Source organism: Pseudomonas putida, from assembly GCF_030159595.1.
Classification (GTDB): Bacteria; Pseudomonadota; Gammaproteobacteria; order Pseudomonadales; family Pseudomonadaceae; genus Aquipseudomonas; species Aquipseudomonas putida_AC.
This window is the reverse complement of the sequence record NZ_BSKJ01000007.1, coordinates 309188-327249: the sequence shown is the minus strand read 5'-3', so window position 1 is coordinate 327249 and position 18062 is coordinate 309188. Positions and strand designations below refer to the sequence as shown.

The 18062-nt window shown below is 63.8% G+C and carries 17 protein-coding genes; 8 read left to right on the top strand and 9 right to left on the bottom strand.

Going from position 1 to position 18062, the window contains the following annotated elements:
- Positions 1-108: 108 nt before the first annotated feature.
- The 6 genes from metC to QQL85_RS17895 form a co-directional block, all read right to left on the bottom strand.
- Positions 109-2799 (bottom strand): cystathionine beta-lyase, encoded by a 2691-nt coding sequence (gene metC / locus QQL85_RS17920; RefSeq protein WP_284354550.1) that lies wholly within the window; start codon positions 2797-2799, stop codon positions 109-111.
- 160 nt (positions 2800-2959) lie between these two features.
- Entirely contained in the window at positions 2960-3550 is a 591-nt protein-coding gene (locus QQL85_RS17915; RefSeq protein ID WP_284354551.1) for a cysteine dioxygenase family protein, read from the bottom strand.
- A 29-nt stretch (positions 3551-3579) separates the two neighbouring features.
- Complete coding sequence (locus QQL85_RS17910) at positions 3580-4398, bottom strand: amino acid ABC transporter ATP-binding protein (RefSeq protein WP_284354552.1); 819 nt, start codon at positions 4396-4398, stop codon at positions 3580-3582.
- A complete protein-coding gene (locus tag QQL85_RS17905) occupies positions 4388-5068 on the bottom strand; it encodes an amino acid ABC transporter permease (protein ID WP_284354553.1) in 681 nt (226 codons plus the stop codon). The genes QQL85_RS17910 and QQL85_RS17905 overlap by 11 nt, the downstream gene beginning before the upstream one ends.
- Positions 5058-5792 carry an amino acid ABC transporter permease gene (locus QQL85_RS17900; RefSeq protein ID WP_284354554.1) on the bottom strand — a complete coding sequence of 245 codons (735 nt, stop codon included), beginning with the start codon at positions 5790-5792 and terminating at the stop codon, positions 5058-5060. The genes QQL85_RS17905 and QQL85_RS17900 overlap by 11 nt, the downstream gene beginning before the upstream one ends.
- Positions 5792-6631 carry a transporter substrate-binding domain-containing protein gene (locus tag QQL85_RS17895; RefSeq protein WP_284354555.1) on the bottom strand — a complete coding sequence of 280 codons (840 nt, stop codon included), beginning with the start codon at positions 6629-6631 and terminating at the stop codon, positions 5792-5794. The genes QQL85_RS17900 and QQL85_RS17895 overlap by 1 nt, the downstream gene beginning before the upstream one ends.
- A gap of 275 nt (positions 6632-6906) precedes the next feature.
- Here QQL85_RS17895 and QQL85_RS17890 point away from each other — a divergent pair, with 275 nt between their 5' ends.
- Entirely contained in the window at positions 6907-7758 is an 852-nt protein-coding gene (locus QQL85_RS17890; RefSeq protein ID WP_284354556.1) for a LysR substrate-binding domain-containing protein, read from the top strand.
- 18 nt (positions 7759-7776) lie between these two features.
- On the opposite strand, the gene QQL85_RS17885 is transcribed toward QQL85_RS17890, so the two are convergent.
- Complete coding sequence (locus QQL85_RS17885) at positions 7777-8241, bottom strand: Lrp/AsnC family transcriptional regulator (RefSeq protein WP_284354557.1); 465 nt, start codon at positions 8239-8241, stop codon at positions 7777-7779.
- Positions 8242-8360: 119 nt separating this feature from the next.
- On the opposite strand from QQL85_RS17885, the gene QQL85_RS17880 reads away from it, so the two are divergent.
- The 5 genes from QQL85_RS17880 (at position 8361) to QQL85_RS17860 (ending at position 12594) form a co-directional block, all read left to right on the top strand.
- The gene (locus QQL85_RS17880; RefSeq protein WP_284354558.1) at positions 8361-9080 is read left to right on the top strand and encodes an AzlC family ABC transporter permease; all 720 of its coding nucleotides are present in this window, start codon (positions 8361-8363) and stop codon (positions 9078-9080) included.
- Positions 9077-9379, top strand: a complete 303-nt coding sequence (locus QQL85_RS17875; protein WP_284354559.1) for an AzlD family protein — start codon at positions 9077-9079, stop codon at positions 9377-9379. The genes QQL85_RS17880 and QQL85_RS17875 overlap by 4 nt, the downstream gene beginning before the upstream one ends.
- Positions 9380-9538: 159 nt before the next feature.
- The gene (locus QQL85_RS17870; protein WP_284354560.1) at positions 9539-10414 is read left to right on the top strand and encodes a universal stress protein; all 876 of its coding nucleotides are present in this window, start codon (positions 9539-9541) and stop codon (positions 10412-10414) included.
- A gap of 89 nt (positions 10415-10503) precedes the next feature.
- On the top strand, positions 10504-11214 hold the full coding sequence (locus QQL85_RS17865; RefSeq protein ID WP_284354561.1) for a TetR/AcrR family transcriptional regulator: 711 nt from the start codon (positions 10504-10506) through the stop codon (positions 11212-11214).
- Positions 11215-11367: 153 nt separating this feature from the next.
- Positions 11368-12594 (top strand): MFS transporter, encoded by a 1227-nt coding sequence (locus tag QQL85_RS17860; RefSeq protein WP_284354821.1) that lies wholly within the window; start codon positions 11368-11370, stop codon positions 12592-12594.
- A gap of 78 nt (positions 12595-12672) precedes the next feature.
- Here QQL85_RS17860 and QQL85_RS17855 read toward each other — a convergent pair whose 3' ends face one another.
- Positions 12673-14298, bottom strand: coding sequence for a methyl-accepting chemotaxis protein (locus QQL85_RS17855; RefSeq protein WP_284354562.1), 1626 nt, complete (start codon positions 14296-14298; stop codon positions 12673-12675).
- Positions 14299-14556: 258 nt separating this feature from the next.
- On the opposite strand from QQL85_RS17855, the gene QQL85_RS17850 reads away from it, so the two are divergent.
- Complete coding sequence (locus QQL85_RS17850) at positions 14557-14955, top strand: tetratricopeptide repeat protein (RefSeq protein WP_284354563.1); 399 nt, start codon at positions 14557-14559, stop codon at positions 14953-14955.
- A 241-nt stretch (positions 14956-15196) separates the two neighbouring features.
- The gene (locus QQL85_RS17845; RefSeq protein ID WP_284354564.1) at positions 15197-16438 is read left to right on the top strand and encodes a DUF1835 domain-containing protein; all 1242 of its coding nucleotides are present in this window, start codon (positions 15197-15199) and stop codon (positions 16436-16438) included.
- An 82-nt stretch (positions 16439-16520) separates the two neighbouring features.
- Here the strand turns inward: QQL85_RS17845 and QQL85_RS17840 are convergent, their stop codons facing one another.
- Entirely contained in the window at positions 16521-18008 is a 1488-nt protein-coding gene (locus QQL85_RS17840; RefSeq protein WP_284354565.1) for a PLP-dependent aminotransferase family protein, read from the bottom strand.
- Positions 18009-18062: the final 54 nt, after the last annotated feature.

Here is an 18062-nt window from a genome sequence, read left to right as displayed (position 1 = left end):
GGATAAATATATTGTCATGATGCAACGCATCACAAATTGTTATGACCCGTTTCGTAGGCCACCCGGCGACCTTGGCCATGGACAAACCCAATGAGCGGCTGAGCCTGATCAGCGCAGTGCCTGGTCCAAGTCGCGCTGCAGCGAGCCGACATCTTCCAGGCCCACATGCAGGCGCACCAACGCGCCACGCACGGGGGTGGCGAAGCTGCGTTCCCCCAGCTCGGCCAGGGTCACCAGGCTCTCGTAGCCACCCCAGGAGGCGCCGATGCCGAACAGGCTCAGGCGATCGACGAATGTTTCTGCCCGCGCCAGGCTGGCATCGGCCAGTTCGATGCTCAGAAGGCCATTGCTGCCCTTGAAGTCGCGCTGCCACAGGGCGTGGCCCGGGTGCTCCGGCAACGCCGGGTGGTACACCCGCGCCACATCCTCACGGGCCTGTAGCCAGCGGGCAATGACCAGACCCTGGTGCTCATGCACCGCCATGCGGCTGGCCAGGCTGCGCGCGCCACGCAGCACCAGCCAGGCATCGTCCGGACTGACCGTGCAGCCGCAGGTATCACTGCTGCGCGACAACGCGGCGAAGGCCTCTCGGGTGGTGCATACGCTGCCCATCATCACGTCGCTGTGCCCGCCCAGGTATTTGGTCAGGGCCATCACTGAAATGTCCGCCCCCAGCGCCAGTGGCTGGTGCAGGTAGCCTGACCCCCAGGTGTTATCTACCGCTAGCAGAATCCCGCGTGGCTTGCACAGCGCCGCCATGGCGGGCAGGTCGTTGAGCTCGTACAGCAACGAACCAGGGCTTTCGCTGTAGACCATGCGCGTGTTCGGCTGCAGCGCGGCCTTCAGGCCTTGGCCGTCTGCGGCAAAATAGCTGACCTGCACGCCAAACGGCTGCAACAGCTCGCGTGCCAGACGCCGCACCGGGCCATATACGCCATCACTGAGCAGCACATGGTCGCCGGGGCGCAGGTAGGCAAGAAACGTCTGGGTGATGGCCTGCAGCCCGGTGGCGAACAACTTGGTGCGGTAGCCGCCCTCCAGCTCGCTGACCAGGTCTTCAAGGGCGAACGCCGTAGGGTTGCCACGGGCGCCGTAGCTCAGCACCCGTTGCTGGTCGCGAACGCTGCGCGCCTGGCGTTGGTCGGCGACGCTGTCGAACAGCACCGTGCTCAGCCGGCTGACCGGCGGGTTGACGCCATGCGCGCCTTGGCCCGGCTCGCCGCGCCCGGCGTGGACCAACCGTGTGGCGACCGGCTCGCTGTGGGTCAGTGGCGCAAAACTGGCGATCTCGGCGGGGCTCATTTGTGCGATCAAGCCGGTTTCCCAGGCCAGGTAGCGGCGTGCCGCCTCCTTGTTGCCAGCATGGCGGTCATGGACGAAGAACAGGAAGTCGATGCACGCGGTGTCTGCCAGCGAAGTATCGTCTTCAACGTGCGGCCACTCGGCCAGCAAGGCCTTGGGGAACAGACGCGCGGCCACTCGTTGGTCATCGGGCAGCTCGCTGAGCGCCAGCTCGGCGACGCGAGTGTCGTCGGCAATGAACACCAGGCGTCGGGGTTGCTGCTGTACCTGCTCGGCCAGGAGAGGGCGAATCGCCCACTGCGCGCCGCGCAGGTGGCGCTTGCGATAGGCCGTGCTCGGCCGCAGGTCCAGCAGCAAGGCGCCGTCGAGCTCCTCGGCGCTCGCTTCGGCCAAGGTCACTGCCAGCGCAGGCTTGGACGGCAATGCCAGGCCACTGCTCAGGCCGCCTTCAAGCACATAGGCATCATGCCCCATCTGCTTTAACCAGCTGGCCACCACCGGGGCGCGCACGCCATCGTCGTCGAACAGTACCACCCGTGCCTTGCGCACGCCGAGGTAAAGGTCGGTGCCCTGCACCAGCTGCCCACCTGGGCAATGTTGCGCGCCGGGCAGGCTGCCCGCGGCAAATTCCTCAGGCGTGCGTACATCGCACAGGAACAGCGTGCGTTGTGCGTCCTGCTGCCAGGCTTGCACCTGCGCCGCTGCCACCCACTGCACCCCGGCCTTGCGTGCCAACCGCGTGGCGCGTGCCCGTTGACGCCCCAGTGCCTGGCCACTGTGCGGTGGATACCCACATTGTCCACCGTGCTCCAGTGGCAGGTCGACCAGGTACCAGCCCTGGGTGCCGTTCTCCAGGGCGTAGACCGGGTTGTCGATGCCGAGGTTGATCAAGGTTTGCGCGCCGATGATGCTGCGGGTGCGCCCTGCGCAGTTGATCACCACCGGGGTGTGCGAGTCCTGTATCAAGTCTTCCAGGCGATAACCCAGCTCGCCATTGGGGCAGCAGGTGGCGCCGGGGATGTTCATCTTGGCGAACTCATCCAGTGGACGGCCATCGAGCAGCACCAGCGGCTTACCCTGGCGCTGCCATTCAGCCAGCTCCAGGGCACTGATGCGCGGGGTATGACAGGCATGTTCGACCAGCTCGCCAAAGGCTTTTGACGGCAGGTGCACACCGGCGAACAGTTCGAAGCCGGCGGCCTGCCAGCCCATGCTCCCGCCTTCAAGCCAATGCACTGCGTAGTAGCCCAGCGCCTGCAAGCGTTGCGCGCCGCGCTGGGCCAGTTCGCCACCCGTTGCGTCGTAGACCACTAGGCGCACCGCCGGGTTGGGCGCCAGGCGCGGGGCCTCGATTTCCAGCCGGCTGTACGGCAGGTTTGCGGCGTAGAACAGGTGAGCCTCGCCGTACTGCCCGTGCTCACGCAGGTCGAACAGGGCGATCTCCTGGCCGTCGAACAGCCAGTCATGCAGGTGCGCAGGGGTGATGCTGGGGGTCATGGGACGCAGTCCGTGGTCGATTGGATTGGAAAATTGCAATGCCTGTACCGACCCCTTCGCGGGCAAGCCCGCTCCCACAGGTACTGCGCGGGCCTTGAGCATTATGCGATCCCTGTGGGAGCGGGCTTGCCCGCGAAGGGGCCAGTACAGGCAACGACAATCAGAGGCCGTAAGCTTTGATCGAAGGTGCCATCTGCGATTTGTTGTAGTTCACCACGCTGCCGTCGTCCTTCACGCCGTAGCGGTTCTCCAGCGACTCCAGCGGCCGACCATAGAGGTGGAAGTGCAAGGTCGGCTGATCGCCCTCGACACGAATGCCATGCAGGTCCTCGCCCAGGAACGCCACCGAAGTTCCCGGTTGCACCACGATCTCTTGCTCCAGCGCCAGGCGGGCGCGGGCAGGGTCGCTGCCGTCATCTTCGCGGCGGTACACCCGGTTCAACTCTTGCCCCTCGACCGCAACGATGATCGCCCAGGTCTCGTGGTTGTGCGGCAAAGTCGCCTTGCCCGGCAGCAGCGAGTTCACATAAAGGGTCGGCGACTCGCCATCGTCGTTCAGCCGGTAGCGGAACTGGGTTTCACCGGTCGCGGCATCCGGCGCCGGGAAGCGCTCGAAATTGAACAGTTCGCGGCATTTGGCCAAGCCTTCGAGCAGTACGACAATTTGTTGCAGTGCGGCACGGTCGACGCCACGCTCATGGATGGCGCGCACTTGCGCCAGGAACGGCTGGATCACGGAGTCACGGGACATTGCAGGTCTCTCTTCTTGGCTAACGGAGATCAAACGCTGAGGCTGTAGCGCCCCAGGTTGCTGAATACATCGGGCGCCGGGCGGCTCGGGCGTTGGCTGCCCTCGCCCAGCGCATGCTGCAAGAAGGCACGGGTGCGCTCGTGTTGCGGGGCACGGAACAGCTGTTCGGCGTTGCCGTGCTCGACGATGCGGCCATGCTCGGTGAAATACACCCGATCGCTGATTTCTTCGGCAAAGCGCATTTCATGGGTGACCAGCACGCAGGTCATGCCCTCCTCGGTCAGCTCGCGGATCACCGCCAGCACCTCGCCGACCATTTCCGGGTCCAGCGCCGAGGTCACCTCGTCGAACAGGATCAGCTTAGGCCGCATCGCCAGGGCACGGGCGATGGCCACGCGCTGCTGCTGTCCACCCGACAGCTCACCTGGAAAAGCCGCAGCCTTGTGGCCCAGACGTACCTTGTCGAGCAGTGCCAAGGCCTGGTCGCGCGCTTCGCCACGGTCACGGCCCAGGACCTTGGTCGGGGCGATCAGCAGGTTATCCAGCACACTCAGGTGCGGGAACAGGTTGTACTGCTGGAATACAAAGCCCACCTGCTTGCGCAGGGCAGTCAGCCCGGACTCGCCGCGCAGTTGTTCGACCTGGGTATCACCAATGCGAATACTGCCCCGCTGCGGGCGCAGCAGGCCGGTCATGCAGCGCAAGATGGTCGACTTACCGGAGCCGGACGGCCCGATGATCGACACCGCCTGGCCGGCCTGCACATCCAGGTCGATGCCGCGCAACACCAGGTTGTCGGCAAAGGCAAGGTGCACGTCGCGCAGCTGGATCAAGGGTTCAGAAGGCATAGCGGCGCTCCAGGCGTTGGGTCAGGCGGGCAATCGGGTAGCAGTAGGCGAAGAACAGCGCCAGCACGCTGAAGTACACCAGCACGGTGAAGCCGCTGCGGTTGACGGTGTTGGCGGCGATCTGCGCACTGTCGATCACGTCGTGTACGCCCACCAGCGAAGCCAGAGCGGTGCCCATGGTCACCACCGCGTACAGGTTCATCCATGGCGGCAGCATGCGCCGCAGGCACTGCGGCAGAATGATCGAGCGGAAGATCTGCGCGCGGCTGAAGGCCAGCGAGCGCGCAGCCTCCCACTGGGTGGCCGGGATCGAAGCCACGGCGCCACGGAAAATCTCGGCCACGTTGGCACTGGCCGGCAGGGCCAGGCCGATCGTGACCTTCAGCCAGTCGGGAAACGTGAACCAGGTGCCGGCAACCTGGATATCGAACGGGAACACATACGAGGTGAAGTAGATCAGCACCAGCCAAGGTGCATTGCGAAACACCTGCACCCAAAGCCGTGCGATACCGCGCATCGGCGCCAAGGGCGACAGCAGCAGAATGCCCACCAGCAAGCCCAGCAACGTGCCCAGGCCGATGGCACCAACGCTGATCTGGATGTTTTGCAACAGGCCCGCCCCCAGGGTCGGTGACCAGTGCCACAGCGTGGCGAGGTTTTCAATGGCCATAGCCAGGCATCCTCAGGCGCGCTTCCAGGGCACGACCGGCACAATTGACGGCGAAGCTGAGCAGGCCGAAAAAGGCCAGAATCAGGATCATCAGCTCGATGACAGTGTCGCCCTGGGTCCAGATCATGATCGAGGCATAGGTGATGTCGTTGACGGCAATCGCCGATGCCACTGCGGTCATCTTCACCAGGTCGATCAGGTTGTTGACCAGCGCCGGCAAGGCAAAGCGCACGGCCAGTGGCAGTTGCACCTGCAGCAGTTGCTGGCGACGGCTGAAGGCCAGCGAGCTGGCTGCTTCCAGGGTCACCGCCGGCACCGCCTCGATACCGGCGCGCAAGGCCTCGGCATGGAAGGCGCCCTTGTGCAGGGAAATCACCAGCACCACCCAGGCGAACGGCGTCATCGGGTTGGCATTGCCCAGGCTCTGGTTGATCAGCATGTTCAGCACCAGGAACGCGCAGTACAACTGCACCAGTGTGGGTGTGTTGCGCGTGACTTCAATGAAGGCCCGCGCCGGCCAGGCCAACCAGCGGCGGCCGGACGTGAGTGCCGCCGCCAGCAGCACACCGATCAGCAGGCTGCCGGCCACGCTGAACAGACACAGCCAGACGGTGGTCAGCGCGCCCTCAAGCAGTTTGCCGCTGGCGTAGGCGTCGAACAGGAAGCTGTAGTTCAGGCCAACCCGGGCGAGCTGCCCGACCAGCCAGTGCAAAACCTCGCTCATCAGGCGCCTTCGCCCTGCAGCTTGGCACGCAGCTCTACCAGCGCAGGCGAGGCCGGGGTGATGTGGTTGGCTTGTTCACGCTCGATCAGCCAGCCGCTGCGGTGCCACTGCTTGACGAACGGGTCCAGCCGCTGCTGGGTGTCAGTCTCGCCCAGGCGCGTCCAGATCACCGACGGCGCCGGGTTAAGCTCGGGGGCCAGGGCGCGGTAAGCGCTCCACTCACCGCCCTTGGCCAGCAGCGGGTTGATCAGGGTGGCATCGTGCACGGCAGCCACGCAGTTGTTGCCGCGCAGCGCCAGCAGCGACTCGGCGGAGGTCTTGAAGGCCTTGAGGTCGGCGCCCAACTCAATCAGCGCCTGTGTGTAGCTGCTACCCTGCGAGGTGCACACCGGCTGGCCCTTGAGCTCGGCCCACGTCTTGACCGGGCTGTCCTTGGCCAGCGCTGCGGTACCGCCCACGCGGTAGAACGGCGTAGGCACATGGCCCAGCAACTTGTCGCGCTCGGGGGTCCACTCCATGTTGGCAATCAGCAGGTCAACCTTGCCCTGTTGCAAAAACTGCACGCGGTTGGCCGGCTGCACCGCTACCAGGTCGACCGCCACGCCCAGCTGGCGCGCCAGGTCACGCGCGAGGTCGACACTGAAACCGATCGGTTCACGGGTGGCCGGGTCGATGGCGCCGAACGGGCCGCCGGACAGCACCACACCCACGGCCAGTTTGTGGCGTTGCTGGACCTTGTCCAGGGTGGCATCGGCCTGGGCCAGGTCGCTGGCTGCCAGCGTGGCAGTGGCGAGCAACGATGCGAACAGCCCGCGACGGGCAACGGTGGACAGCGACATGGTGGGGGTTCCTCATCCCGGCAGCCGGAACACCCGGCCAATGAGGGCGCATCCTAGGAAGTTGCAGGGATGAGGGGAAATTCAAATATTGCCTATCGTTATAACTCTGAAGCGTCAGAAAAATGTTAAACCGGGCATAAGCACCGAAATAACTGGGTTTAGCTCATTCCCCCTTGAAGCAGCATCGACCAATCGATAAAGATTCATTATCTTTCTTCGTGCGCCAGTAATGTAAAAACGCTGCGCCCTTCCCCATTCTCTGCCTGGCCCACCCCATGAGCGCCCTCGACCTCGACTTGCTTCGCACTTTCGTCGCTATTGCCGACCACGCCAGCTTTGCCGAAGCCGGCCGCATGCTGGGGCGCACTCAAGCGTCCGTAACCCAGCACATGCAGCGCCTGGAACACCAGGTGGGTGTACCCCTGCTGCGCAAGCAAGGCCGCCAAAAGTCGCTGACCGATGCGGGCCGCCAGCTGCTGCGCCACGCCCGGCAAATGCTCGCGCTCAACGACGAAGCACTTGCCGGGCTACGCCTGGATGGCCCCAGCGGCGTGCTGCGGATCGGTTCGCCGCATGACATCGCCGACACTATCCTGCCACCGCTGCTCAGCCACATCGCCCGCTCGGCGCCCAATCTGCGCCTGGAAATCGACGTTGGCCGCAGCCCGTTCCTGATGGAGGATCTACAGCGCGGCAAGGTCGACATGGTCATCTCTACCCGCACCGCACCCGGCCTTGAAGGCTTTGCGCTGCGCACCTCGCCGGTGTGGTGGATATGCGCGGCGCAGTTTCAGCACATGCCCGGCGAGCCCCTACCACTGGTGCTGGTAGATGAGCCCAGCCTGTACCGCAAACTGGCCCTGGAGGCGCTGGAGCAAGCCGGTATCGCCTGGCGCCAGGCGTACTTGGCGTCGAACCTGATCGGCGTCAAGGCCGCAGTGCGCGCTGGCCTGGGCATTACTGCACGCAGCCAGGAAATGGTTGGGCCAGACATGCGCGTGCTCGGCCAAAGCGATGGCCTGCCAGCGCTACCCGACGTGACCTACCACCTGTGGGTACGGGCCAACACCGTCAACCCGCTGGTGCGCCAGGCTTACGCGATGGTGCGCGCCAGCGCAGGGCTTTGACACCCACAGCCCTTGCAGCTACACCGGCAGCTCGGTGGTCAGCTTGATCTTCTCCATCGGCACTTCAGTCTTCACGTTCTGCACCACGCTCAGGCTGGTCAGGTGCTTGATCTGGAAGCGCCGATAGGCTTCCAGGTCTGCCGCCACTACACGCAACAGCAAGTCGCAATCGCCCGCCATCACATGGCATTCCACCACTTCGGGCAACTGGCGCACGGCCTCGACAAACGCGTCAGTGGTCTCCTGGTCCTGGCGTTTCAGCCATACCCGCACGAACAGTGTCAGGCCCAGCGCTACCTTGGCCGGGTCCAGCAACGCTACATAGCGCTCGATCACCCCGGCCTCCTCCAACAGGCGTACCCGTCGCAGGCACGGCGAGGCAGACAACCCCACCTGCTTGGCCAGTTCCTGGTTCTGTAACCTGCCATCGCGCTGCAGCGCCCGCAGGATGCGCCGGTCGATGGCATCGAGCTTGATTGGCATTGATAAACCTCTTTTTCGATATTATCGGTAGCAGATGCCAAATGCTCTGCGCATCAGTGCAACTACGCAAGCCAATTTCAGCGATTCATTGGAATAATTTTCCTCCACTGGAGGTGACCATGAATACCCTTGAACCTGTACTGAACGATCCCCCCGCCACCGCACCGCAAAGTGATCTGCGCCGTGGCGCCATCGCCGCCGTGCCGGTGCTGCTGGGGTTCATCCCCTTTGCCCTCGTACTCGGCGCGCAAGCGTCCCAACACCAGCTGGCAGCAGGAGAAGTGGCACTGATGACCGGGCTCAACTTCGGCGGCGGCTCGGAGTTCGCCGCCATCGAGCTGTGGACCTCACCGCCGGCAATCCTGGTGATTGTCGCCATGACCCTGCTGATCAACAGCCGCCACCTGCTGATGGGCGCGACGCTGGCGCCGTACCTGCGCCACCTGCCACTGCCAAAAGCGCTCGGCGCCCTGTTCTTCATGTGCGACGAGAGTTGGGCAATGGCCCTGGCCGATACGCGCCAGCGCGGTGCCTTCAGCCTGCGTTACTTCATGGGCATATCGTTGTGCCTGTGGGCCACCTGGGTTGCTTTCACCAGCCTAGGTGCACAAGTCGGGCCGCTGCTCGGCGACCTGCGCAGCTATGGCTTCGACATGGCTTTCGCCGCCGTTTTCCTGGTGCTGCTCAAAGGCATGTGGAAAGGTGTACACGCCGCCCTGCCGTGGCTGTTCAGCCTGCTCACCGCAGCGCTGTTCTACCTGCTGATTCCGGGTGGCTGGTATGTGCTCGCGGGCACCGTGGCCGGCTTGGTGACCGCTTACCTGTGGGCCAAGCCATGATTGACGTTGCTACGCTGGTCACCCTCGTGGGCATGGCGGTGGTGACCTACCTTACGCGTGTGCTGGGCTTTTTACTGCTGCGCAACCGCACCCTGGAGCCGCAGCTGGCCCAAGTGCTGAACGCCGCGCCAGGCTGTGTGCTGATTGCCGTGATCGCGCCGAAGTTCGTTTCCGGGCAGCCGGCCGACCTGATTGCGCTGGGGCTTACGGTATACGCAGCTACGCGGTTTCCCCTCTTGCCGGTGGTGGTGTTTGCCATTGTCGTCACGGGGCTGCTGCGCGGGCTGTTGTCGGCATGATCCGCCGCTGCAGCTACATTCCATTGACACACATCAAGCCCTCGCGCCGGGTTCGCGCGACCATGGCTGCACGCAAGGAATGACTCAAGCACCGCCAGGCGCACAGTGCTCAAGGTTTGCCGTCGAGCACTGTGCGCGGCCTTGGATAAGGAGCCCCACATGAGCCCGCTGAAACACATACTGGTCGCCACCGACCTGTCCCCCCATGCCCGCAACGCAGCGGAGCGCGCTGCTTACCTGAGCAAGGCGCAGCAGGCCTCGCTTGACCTGCTTTACGTTGCCAATCCGGCACCCTTCGAGCGCCTCAAGCAGTTGGTAGCGCCTGATGACGACCTGTTGAAGCGCGTACTGGATAGCGCCGGCGAAAAAATCCGTGCATTGGCGGCACTGCTGTTCCAGCGCTACGACATTTCTGCGGGCGTGCAGGTTGCCAACGGCACGGTGACCACGGAAATCACCCGGGTGGTGCAGGACAAGCACAGCAGCCTGCTGGTGTGCGGCGCCAAGGGCCAGAGCGTGGCGCGGCGCCTGCTGCTGGGCTCGACCGTGCAAAAAATGCTCAACCGCATGCCCTGCCCTTTGCTGGTGGTAAAGCCTGCCCCTCGCGATGCCTACCGCACCGTGCTGGTTCCCGTCGACTTTTCACCCGTATCGCTGCGCGCCCTCGAACTGGCCAAGCGCATTGCCCCGCAGGCCGAGATCATTCTGCTGCACGTCTACGAAGCCCCGTTCGAAAGCAGCGTGCGCTTCGCCCATATCGACCACGACACCCTCACCCACTACCGCAATGTGATCCGCAAGGATGCAGTGACACAACTCGCCGCCTTGAGCAAGGCAGCCGGCATGGCCGATGCACGGCAGCTCGTGGTGCATGGCGACCCTGGCTGGCGCATTGTCGAACAGGAACAGGAGCTGGAATGCGACCTGATCGTGGTCGGCAAGCAGGGTACAAACGCGCTGGAAGAGCTGTTGGTTGGCAGCGTCACCAAGCATGTACTGAGCGAATCGCAGTGTGATGTGCTGGTGGCACCGTAAACCTCTGGAGGATGCTGAGCGGACATCACACGTCAATTCGCTATATACTTTTATATACAGCGAATCCATAAAGCCTGAATGATGCCGTGATGTACGCTCAGCCCGACACGCCAGACACTGCCAATGAAGACGCCAACGCCCTGTACGGCGTGATTGATCAATCGCTGGGCAATCCCGGCATACGACGCAAGAATCAGAAGTTGATTCTGAAGGCAGCCAGCGAATCGTTTGCCGCAACCGGCTTCACCGCCACCCATTCGCACGAAATTGCCGAACGTGCCGGGGTGCCCAAGGCCAACCTCTACTACTACTTCCAGACGAAAGAGAACCTGTACGTCCAGGTGCTGATGAGTTTTGTCGAGCCGTTGGTGAAGGCCTCGGCAGCACTGCGAAAGAACGACGACCCGATAGCGGGGTTGCGGGCCTATATCAAAGCCCGCATCCGCATCATTCGGGAGCACCCGTTCAGCGCTGCAGTGTTCAGCCAGGAATTGCTCTCTGGGGGCAGGCGCCTGCCTGAGGCATGCAAGAACGTGCTACACGAGGAAGCCCGGCACAACGTTGCCTGCCTGCGCAACTGGATCGATCATGGCCGGTTGGCGCCCTGCGACCCTGAGCACCTGATGATCTTCATCTGGTCGGCAACGCGCACCTATACCAACCTGGCCTGGCAAATGTCGCAGATCAGAGGCGTGGCCCAACCTGACAAATCGGACTTTGATCGCGCCACCCGAACAGTCACCCGGATGGTGCTGAGTGGTGTCGTCCCGAAACCGCAACCTACAGTGACACTGCCATAACCAACACTCTACGCAAGGCGTTTCATCGATTGCGCTGATGATTACTATCAAGCGGCCTGCCTGTTGGCCTGACAAGGCCGTCCCTATACTCGCCTGCAAATCTCCCCGCTCCTGCGCCTGCTACAGGCGACATCCCTCATGGAACCGAACCCCATGCCAAGCAACCGCCAGGCCCCTCGCGGCCTTCCCGAACACAGCCAACAGAGCATCACGCAGCAATGGCTGGCAATCCTCTCGGTCGCCGTGGGCGCCTTCGCCCTGGTCACCAGTGAGTTCCTCCCGGTGGGGGTGCTCAACGATGTGGCCAGCGACCTGGGCATCAGTGCAGGCCTTGCCGGCCTGATGGTGACCCTGCCCGGCATCATGGCCGCATTGGCCGCGCCCCTGATTTCCGTGGGCGTAGGTGCGCTGGACCGGCGCTACCTGTTGATCGGCCTGACGCTGATCATGATCATCGCCAACGCTATCGTGGCCTATGCCGGCGACTTCAACCTGCTGTTGGTCGGCCGCGTGCTGCTGGGTGTCAGCATTGGTGGCTTCTGGGCGACCGCCATCGCGCTCAGCGGCCGGCTGGCACCTGACGGCATGGGCGTAGCCAAGGCCAACGCCATCATCATGGCTGGCGTAACCCTGGCAACCGTCGTGGGTGTACCTGTGGGCACCTGGCTGAGTGGCCTGATGGGCTGGCGCATGACCTTCCTGGTGACCGCACTGGTGGGCGTCCCCGTGCTGCTGGCGCAAGTGTTCCTGCTGCCACGGCTGATGCCGGAAAAGGCCATTCGCATCAGTGACCTGCCGGCGTTGTTCATCAACCCGCAAGCGCGGGTCGGCTTGATCGCCGTGTTGCTGATTGGCCTGGCGCACTTTGCCGCGTACACCTATGTTGCACCATTCTTCAAGCAGAATGCCGGCTTCGACGGGCCTACGATCAGCTCCTTGTTGCTGCTGTATGGCGTGGCCGGCTTCATGGGCAATATCTTCGCCGGCTTTGCAGCCAACCGTAGCGTGCGGCATACCCTGATGCTGGTCGCGCTCATGATCGCCATCAGCACTGCCCTGTTCCCGCACTTCGCCACCAGCATGACCGGTGCGGCGATGCTGATCGCACTGTGGGGCTTCGCCTTCGGTGCGTTCCCGGCCTGCGCCAACATCTGGATGTTTGTCGTGGCACCCAAGGATGTCGAGCGTGGCATGCCGCTGTTCGTCGCCCTGTTCCAGGTGATCATTGCAGTGGGCTCGTTCTTCGGCGGGCAGGTGGTCGACCACATGGGCACAGCGGTGCTGCTGAGCCTGGCCACAGCGCTGGTGGGCTGTGGCTTTGTCACCGTGCTGGTGCTGGGGCGCAATGTCAGCAACAGCCTGGCGGCGCAGGCGGGCTGAGTTGCATTACCGGGGCTGCTTTGCAGCCCTTCGCGGGCAAGCCCGCGCCTAAAGGCAGGCACACCTCTGCACTGAACGTTACAACCTGAACCGACCCGCCAACGCCGTCATCTGCCCGACCAAACCCGACAGCGCCTTGCTCGCCTCACTGGTCTGCTGTGCGCCCGCCGCCGAGTGGTTCGACAGCTCGCGAATGTTCAGCAGGTTACGGTCCACCTCCCGCGCCACTTGGGCCTGCTCTTCGGCCGCACTGGCAATCACCAGGTTGCGCTCGTTGATTTCGCCGATCGCACTGTAGATGCCCTCCAGCACCTGCCCCGAGGCCAGGGTCACGTCCAGCGTTGACTGGGCACGGCTGGTACTGGCCTGCATCGAAGCCACCGCCGCCTCGGTGCCCGCCTGCACGCGACCGATCATCTGCTCGATTTCCTGGGTCGACTGTTGCGTACGGTAGGCCAACGTGCGCACTTCATCCGCCACCACCGCGAAGCCACGACCGGCCTCACCCGCGCGGGCAGCCTCGATGGCGGCATTGAGCGCCAGCAAGTTGGTTTGCTCGGACACCGAGCGGATCACCTCCAGCACCTTGCCGATATCCCGTACCTGCCCAACCAGCTGTTCCAGGTGCGCACTGCTGGTCTGGATCTCGCGGGTCATGGCCTCGGTGCCGTCGATATTGTCGCTGACCTGGCGACGGCTTTGTGCGGCCAGCTGGTTGGACTCACTGGTGGTCTGCGAAGTGGTGATGGCATTACGCGCAACCTCCTCCACAGCCGTGGTCATTTCGGTCACGGCGGTAGCGGCCTGCTCCAGCTCCTGCCCCTGCTGGCGCAGGTTGTTGGCGCTTTCCTCCGTGACCGCGTTCAACGCCGTGGCAGCAGCGTCCAGCTGCCGGGCGCAGTTGTCGATCTGCCCAAGGGTATCGCGCTGGCTCTGCTGCATGCGTTGCAGCTCATGGAACAGTTGGCCGATCTCATTGTTGCCCTGCCCTTGCACCGGCACGCTCAGGTCGCCACCGGCAATGCGCTGGAAATGCCGACCGGCTTCACGCAGCGGGTGCAGCACACGCTGGGCAATGAAGGCCCAGCACAGCACGGCCAACAGCAAGGTCACACCCAGCAGCCCCAGGCTCAGCCATTGCGCACGGGCCAGACGCCGGTCGGACTCAAGCATGATCTGCTGGCCACGTTCACTCAGTGCGCCAACCAGTTGCTGGCGCAACGCTTGCAACCGGCCCATGGCATTGCCGGCGTCGCTGTTGACCTTGAAGTACTGCTCCAGCGAGCGCTGGCGGGTCGCTTCCCGCTGCCCGGCCACAGCCTTGGCGTACTCGGCAAAGGTAGCCTGCAGCTCGATCGCCAGTGTGCGAAGGGCGGGCTCGCGAGCGTTTTCGACAAACGCGTCGACCAGCTTCTGGCTTTTGTCATTCAGCTCGACCGACAACGCCATGCGCTTGGCTGCGCTCTCGTCATGGCCACCCAACTGTTCGATGAAGCCCGAGGACACATTGGCACTGGAACGAATCGCCATGAGCAACGCATTGTTCAACCGGTCCGACTGGTGTGCGGTCTGGTCCAGCTCGGTGATCTGCTGGTCACTGCCCACCGCTGCCCGCCAGGCGCTGACGGTAGAAAACAGCAACGTCAGGCTGAACAGCGACAACACCCAGAACATTCCGGTACGTATCTTCAGGTTGGCAAGCATGCGGGCAGTACTCCTTGTTGGCACCACTTCTGATCGATGATTCGACGGTGGGTGTGCTGCTATCGGAGGTGCCAGCGCAGGCTTGAGGTGCGTGGAGGCGGTTATGGGCGGTAACCGAACAGATGTTGCCAGTCGAAGGCCGAGAGCGGAGGCAGTGCGCCGCCCAGGCGGGAACTTCATCCCGACTTCCCGGTCGATAGCACCCCCTCGCCCCTTACCCGCGAGTGGCTTGCCAAAGACCTGTCGAGTTTACTGCCGATGCCCAGCACACCTGCCCTGTCAGCCATGCTTCTGTTGTTCAGCGTAGTGGCGGCTACACACGCGCTGGCCGGCGAGCGCTCGGCGCCCGCACGCAGCAACAATGCATCGACCGTGCTGATCGATAAGGCTTCGCAGCAGTATGCCGACGGCCAACTGGACCAGGCTGCGGCCACGCTTGAGCGAGCACTGCACATACAGCCGAACAACCCGGCGACCTTGCACTACCTTGGCGTTCTGCGCCTGCAGCAAGGGCAGTTTGAACAGGCAGAGACGCTGGCGCTGCGTTCCAACCTGCGTGTCGGTGCCAACCACGCGCTGCGCAATCGCAACCTGCAGTTGATTGAAGCCGCACACAACGCCCAACGCTCAGGCATGCTGCCGACGGCTGCGCATTGATGATCGGCCAAGCGCTGGCAACACTCAGCGGCCCAGGCATACACGACCTCTACCCGTGCAAGGCGTGCGACAAGGCATGGGAAAACTATCGTTTGCAACCCGGTACGCTACACCGTTAAAGTCGGGACCTGGGCGCCGGCTGCGCCTGCGGTCCGCGCGAAGGGGTTGCCCGAGCCATGCACCCATACATTCTCATACCAGCTCCCGGCTTGTCGGCGGACCGAGCCCCAAAGGAGTTGGCATGCCCGCCATCAATGCATCCCGCCACCACGGCCTGCTCGACCTACCCGCCTTGCGCAAACGCGCCAAGCGCCTGCTGACTGCACTGAAAAACCACGAAGCCGACGACGTCCGCGAGCAATTGCGCACGCTTGGCCTGACCGGCCCCGACTACCGGCTTGCCGATACCCAATGGCTGGTAGCCCGCGAGGCCGGGTTTGCCAGCTGGCCCAAGCTCAAGGCCCATGCCGATGCCGTGGCCTTCGCCGCGCGCCACCCCGGTTTTTCTGCTGATGACGAGGCTGCCGTAGAGCATTGGCGCTGCGGCAACGACATCGCCCACAGCTTGCGCACCGCCGGGTTCAACGGCGCCTTCCAGATGTTCGAAGACCCGATGGTCATGGGGCCGGTACCGGCATTGCCCGAGGCGCAGTACTGGCAGGTGCGGGGTGCCTATGTGCAGCAGGCGTTCAAGCTGACCCCACAAGACCTTGAGCAGCGCCAGGCGGTACAGCGCAGTGCATTGGCCAGGCTGAGCCCCGACAGCCAGATTGTGCTGTGGTGCGAGGCCGACGCCTACGACCAACTGTTCCTGATTCGCGTGCTCGCCAGCCTGCCCGGCCTGCCCCGTCGGCTGGAACTGATCGAGATTGACCAGGTGCCCGGTATCCAGCGCTTCATCGGCATCGGCCAACTGGCCCCCGACCTGCTGGCCTGGCTGTGGCCACAACGTCGCGCACTGGGCGAGGATGCACTGGCACTGGCGCGCCAGGCGTGGGCGGCCTACACCGCACCTGATCCGCAGGCCTGGGCAAGCCTGGCTGGCTGCCAGCATACGGCCCTGCCGTTGCTGGGCCGCGCATTGGCCCGCCAGCTGCAAGAGCTGCCGGGGGCGAATGATGGTTTGAGCCTTACCGAACGCCTGCTGCTACGCGTGCTGGCGTTGCGCGGCGAACTGCCGGCCGGGCGCGTATTTGGCCAGTTGACGATGCAGGATGATCCCCTGCCTTACTTGGGCGACATGATGTTCCATGCCCTGCTGCAGCCCCTGATCCATGGGCCGCAGCCATTACTGCTGGAAGGCCCTGGAGAGGCCTGGGCGCAGCGGCAGTTGCAACTGACCCCGCTTGCCGAACAGGTGCTTGCCGGAAAGGTACACTGGCTCGATTGCAACCCGGCACCGCGTTGGGTTGGCGGGGTGCTGATCGATGCGGCTGACAGGCCTTGGGTAGTGACCGAACAAGGTGAGGTGTGGCGGCGTTAGCAGTTCCGCAGCATGGCAACCACCCTGTAGGAGCGGGTTTACCCACTCCTACAGGGTTTTCATCCGGACTTGCATCTTCATCTTACCCCGCGGCAATAGCACTCGCCGCCTGTGCCAGGCGCTGCGTGGCCAGCCGGATCTCATCCACATCCAGCGAAGCAAACCCCAGGCGCAAGGCATTCTCGGCATGGCCAAACGGCGAAAACTGCCGCCCACTGCGCACCACCAGGTCCAGCTCCAGCGCTTTCTCGACCAACTCATCCACATTGATCACGTCGGCAAAGCGCACCCACAGCGCCAGCCCCCCTTCAGGCTCCTGTACGGAAATGTGCTCGCCAAAGGCTTCGTGTAGACACGCCAAAAGCGTCTCCCGGCGTCGACGGTACTCACGATTGACCCGGCGCAAGTGCTTCTTCAGCTCGCCATCATTGATCAAGTCCGCCAGCATGCACTGCATCACCGCATCGCCCTGCCCCAAGGTCAGCGTCGCCCTGCGCTCCAGCACTGCAATCACCTCCACGGGTGCCACGATATAACTGCAGCGGAACGTGCTGCCCAAGGGCTTGGACATCGTGCCAATGTAGATCACATGCCGCTGCTGGCGGTCACTGGCCAACGGCAGGTAGGGCCGCCCGGAGAAGTGGTACTCGTAGTCGTAATCTTCCTCGACCACACAAAAGTCGTGCTGACGCGCCAGCTCCAGCAACTGCTGCCGGCGCCCGGCCGGCAGGCTGACCGTGGTGGGGAACTGGTGATGGGGCGTGATGTACATCATCCGTACCTTGTGCTGCCGGCACAGGGCATCGAGCTGATCGACACGGCAGCCCTCATGGTCCAGCTCCACGGTGACCAGCCGGGCACCCAGCTGACGGAAGATCTCCCACGCAGGCGGATAACTGAGGCGCTCGACCAGCACAACATCGCCCGGCTTGAGCAACACGCTGGCCACCAGCGACAGCGACATCTGCACCCCCTGGGTCAGGCAGATATGCTCGGCACCAACGTTCAGGCTGCGATTGTGCCGCAGCATGTCGGCCAGGGCACTGCGCAGGGAGTGGCTGCTGCATTCACTGCCGTGGCGCACGCTGTTGCTGGTGAAACTGCTGCGCAAGGCATTGCGGTAATAGCGGTGCAGTACAGCCTGCGGCAGCAGGCGGTGGTCACAGGCACCGTTGTCGAAAAACAACGCACCTGGCCGCCCCTGCTGTGCGGCGGCCTGTTCGTTCGCGGCGAAATAGGCAACAGCGGGTTCCTCTGGCAGCGCCAGGGCGAAGCGTCGGGTGGCATCAGGTTCGGCCCGTGCGCTGGCCGCCAGCTGCTGGCTGACAAAGGTGCCCCGGCGCTGCACGCTTTGCAGCCAGCCTTTGGTCTCGGCTTCCTCGTAGGCCAGGATCACCGTCTTGCGGTTGACGTTCAGCAATTGCGCCATCTCCCGCGTGCCGGGCAAGGGCGTGCCGGGGCGCAGGCGGCCCTCGCTGATCGCGGCCACCAATCCCTCGACAATCTGCCGGTACGAAGCTTGCGCCCCTTCGAGCTTGAGCAGCGGCTGCCATTTACGAAGCTGGACCATATGAATTATCCAAATCTGGAGGTTCTGCTGGTCCTGGACTATAGCAACAATCAA

What these genes read in the sequence shown, in the direction of transcription:
- metC (WP_284354550.1), bottom strand. Translation starts at nt 2,799, where the DNA reads ATGACCCCCAGCATCACCCCTGCGCACCTGCATGACTGGCTGTTCGAC.
- QQL85_RS17915 (WP_284354551.1), bottom strand. Translation starts at nt 3,550, where the DNA reads ATGTCCCGTGACTCCGTGATCCAGCCGTTCCTGGCGCAAGTGCGCGCC.
- QQL85_RS17910 (WP_284354552.1), bottom strand. Translation starts at nt 4,398, where the DNA reads ATGCCTTCTGAACCCTTGATCCAGCTGCGCGACGTGCACCTTGCCTTT.
- QQL85_RS17905 (WP_284354553.1), bottom strand. Translation starts at nt 5,068, where the DNA reads ATGGCCATTGAAAACCTCGCCACGCTGTGGCACTGGTCACCGACCCTG.
- QQL85_RS17900 (WP_284354554.1), bottom strand. Translation starts at nt 5,792, where the DNA reads ATGAGCGAGGTTTTGCACTGGCTGGTCGGGCAGCTCGCCCGGGTTGGC.
- QQL85_RS17895 (WP_284354555.1), bottom strand. Translation starts at nt 6,631, where the DNA reads ATGTCGCTGTCCACCGTTGCCCGTCGCGGGCTGTTCGCATCGTTGCTC.
- QQL85_RS17890 (WP_284354556.1), top strand. Translation starts at nt 6,907, where the DNA reads ATGAGCGCCCTCGACCTCGACTTGCTTCGCACTTTCGTCGCTATTGCC.
- QQL85_RS17885 (WP_284354557.1), bottom strand. Translation starts at nt 8,241, where the DNA reads ATGCCAATCAAGCTCGATGCCATCGACCGGCGCATCCTGCGGGCGCTG.
- QQL85_RS17880 (WP_284354558.1), top strand. Translation starts at nt 8,361, where the DNA reads ATGAATACCCTTGAACCTGTACTGAACGATCCCCCCGCCACCGCACCG.
- QQL85_RS17875 (WP_284354559.1), top strand. Translation starts at nt 9,077, where the DNA reads ATGATTGACGTTGCTACGCTGGTCACCCTCGTGGGCATGGCGGTGGTG.
- QQL85_RS17870 (WP_284354560.1), top strand. Translation starts at nt 9,539, where the DNA reads ATGAGCCCGCTGAAACACATACTGGTCGCCACCGACCTGTCCCCCCAT.
- QQL85_RS17865 (WP_284354561.1), top strand. Translation starts at nt 10,504, where the DNA reads ATGTACGCTCAGCCCGACACGCCAGACACTGCCAATGAAGACGCCAAC.
- QQL85_RS17860 (WP_284354821.1), top strand. Translation starts at nt 11,368, where the DNA reads ATGCCAAGCAACCGCCAGGCCCCTCGCGGCCTTCCCGAACACAGCCAA.
- QQL85_RS17855 (WP_284354562.1), bottom strand. Translation starts at nt 14,298, where the DNA reads ATGCTTGCCAACCTGAAGATACGTACCGGAATGTTCTGGGTGTTGTCG.
- QQL85_RS17850 (WP_284354563.1), top strand. Translation starts at nt 14,557, where the DNA reads ATGCCCAGCACACCTGCCCTGTCAGCCATGCTTCTGTTGTTCAGCGTA.
- QQL85_RS17845 (WP_284354564.1), top strand. Translation starts at nt 15,197, where the DNA reads ATGCCCGCCATCAATGCATCCCGCCACCACGGCCTGCTCGACCTACCC.
- QQL85_RS17840 (WP_284354565.1), bottom strand. Translation starts at nt 18,008, where the DNA reads ATGGTCCAGCTTCGTAAATGGCAGCCGCTGCTCAAGCTCGAAGGGGCG.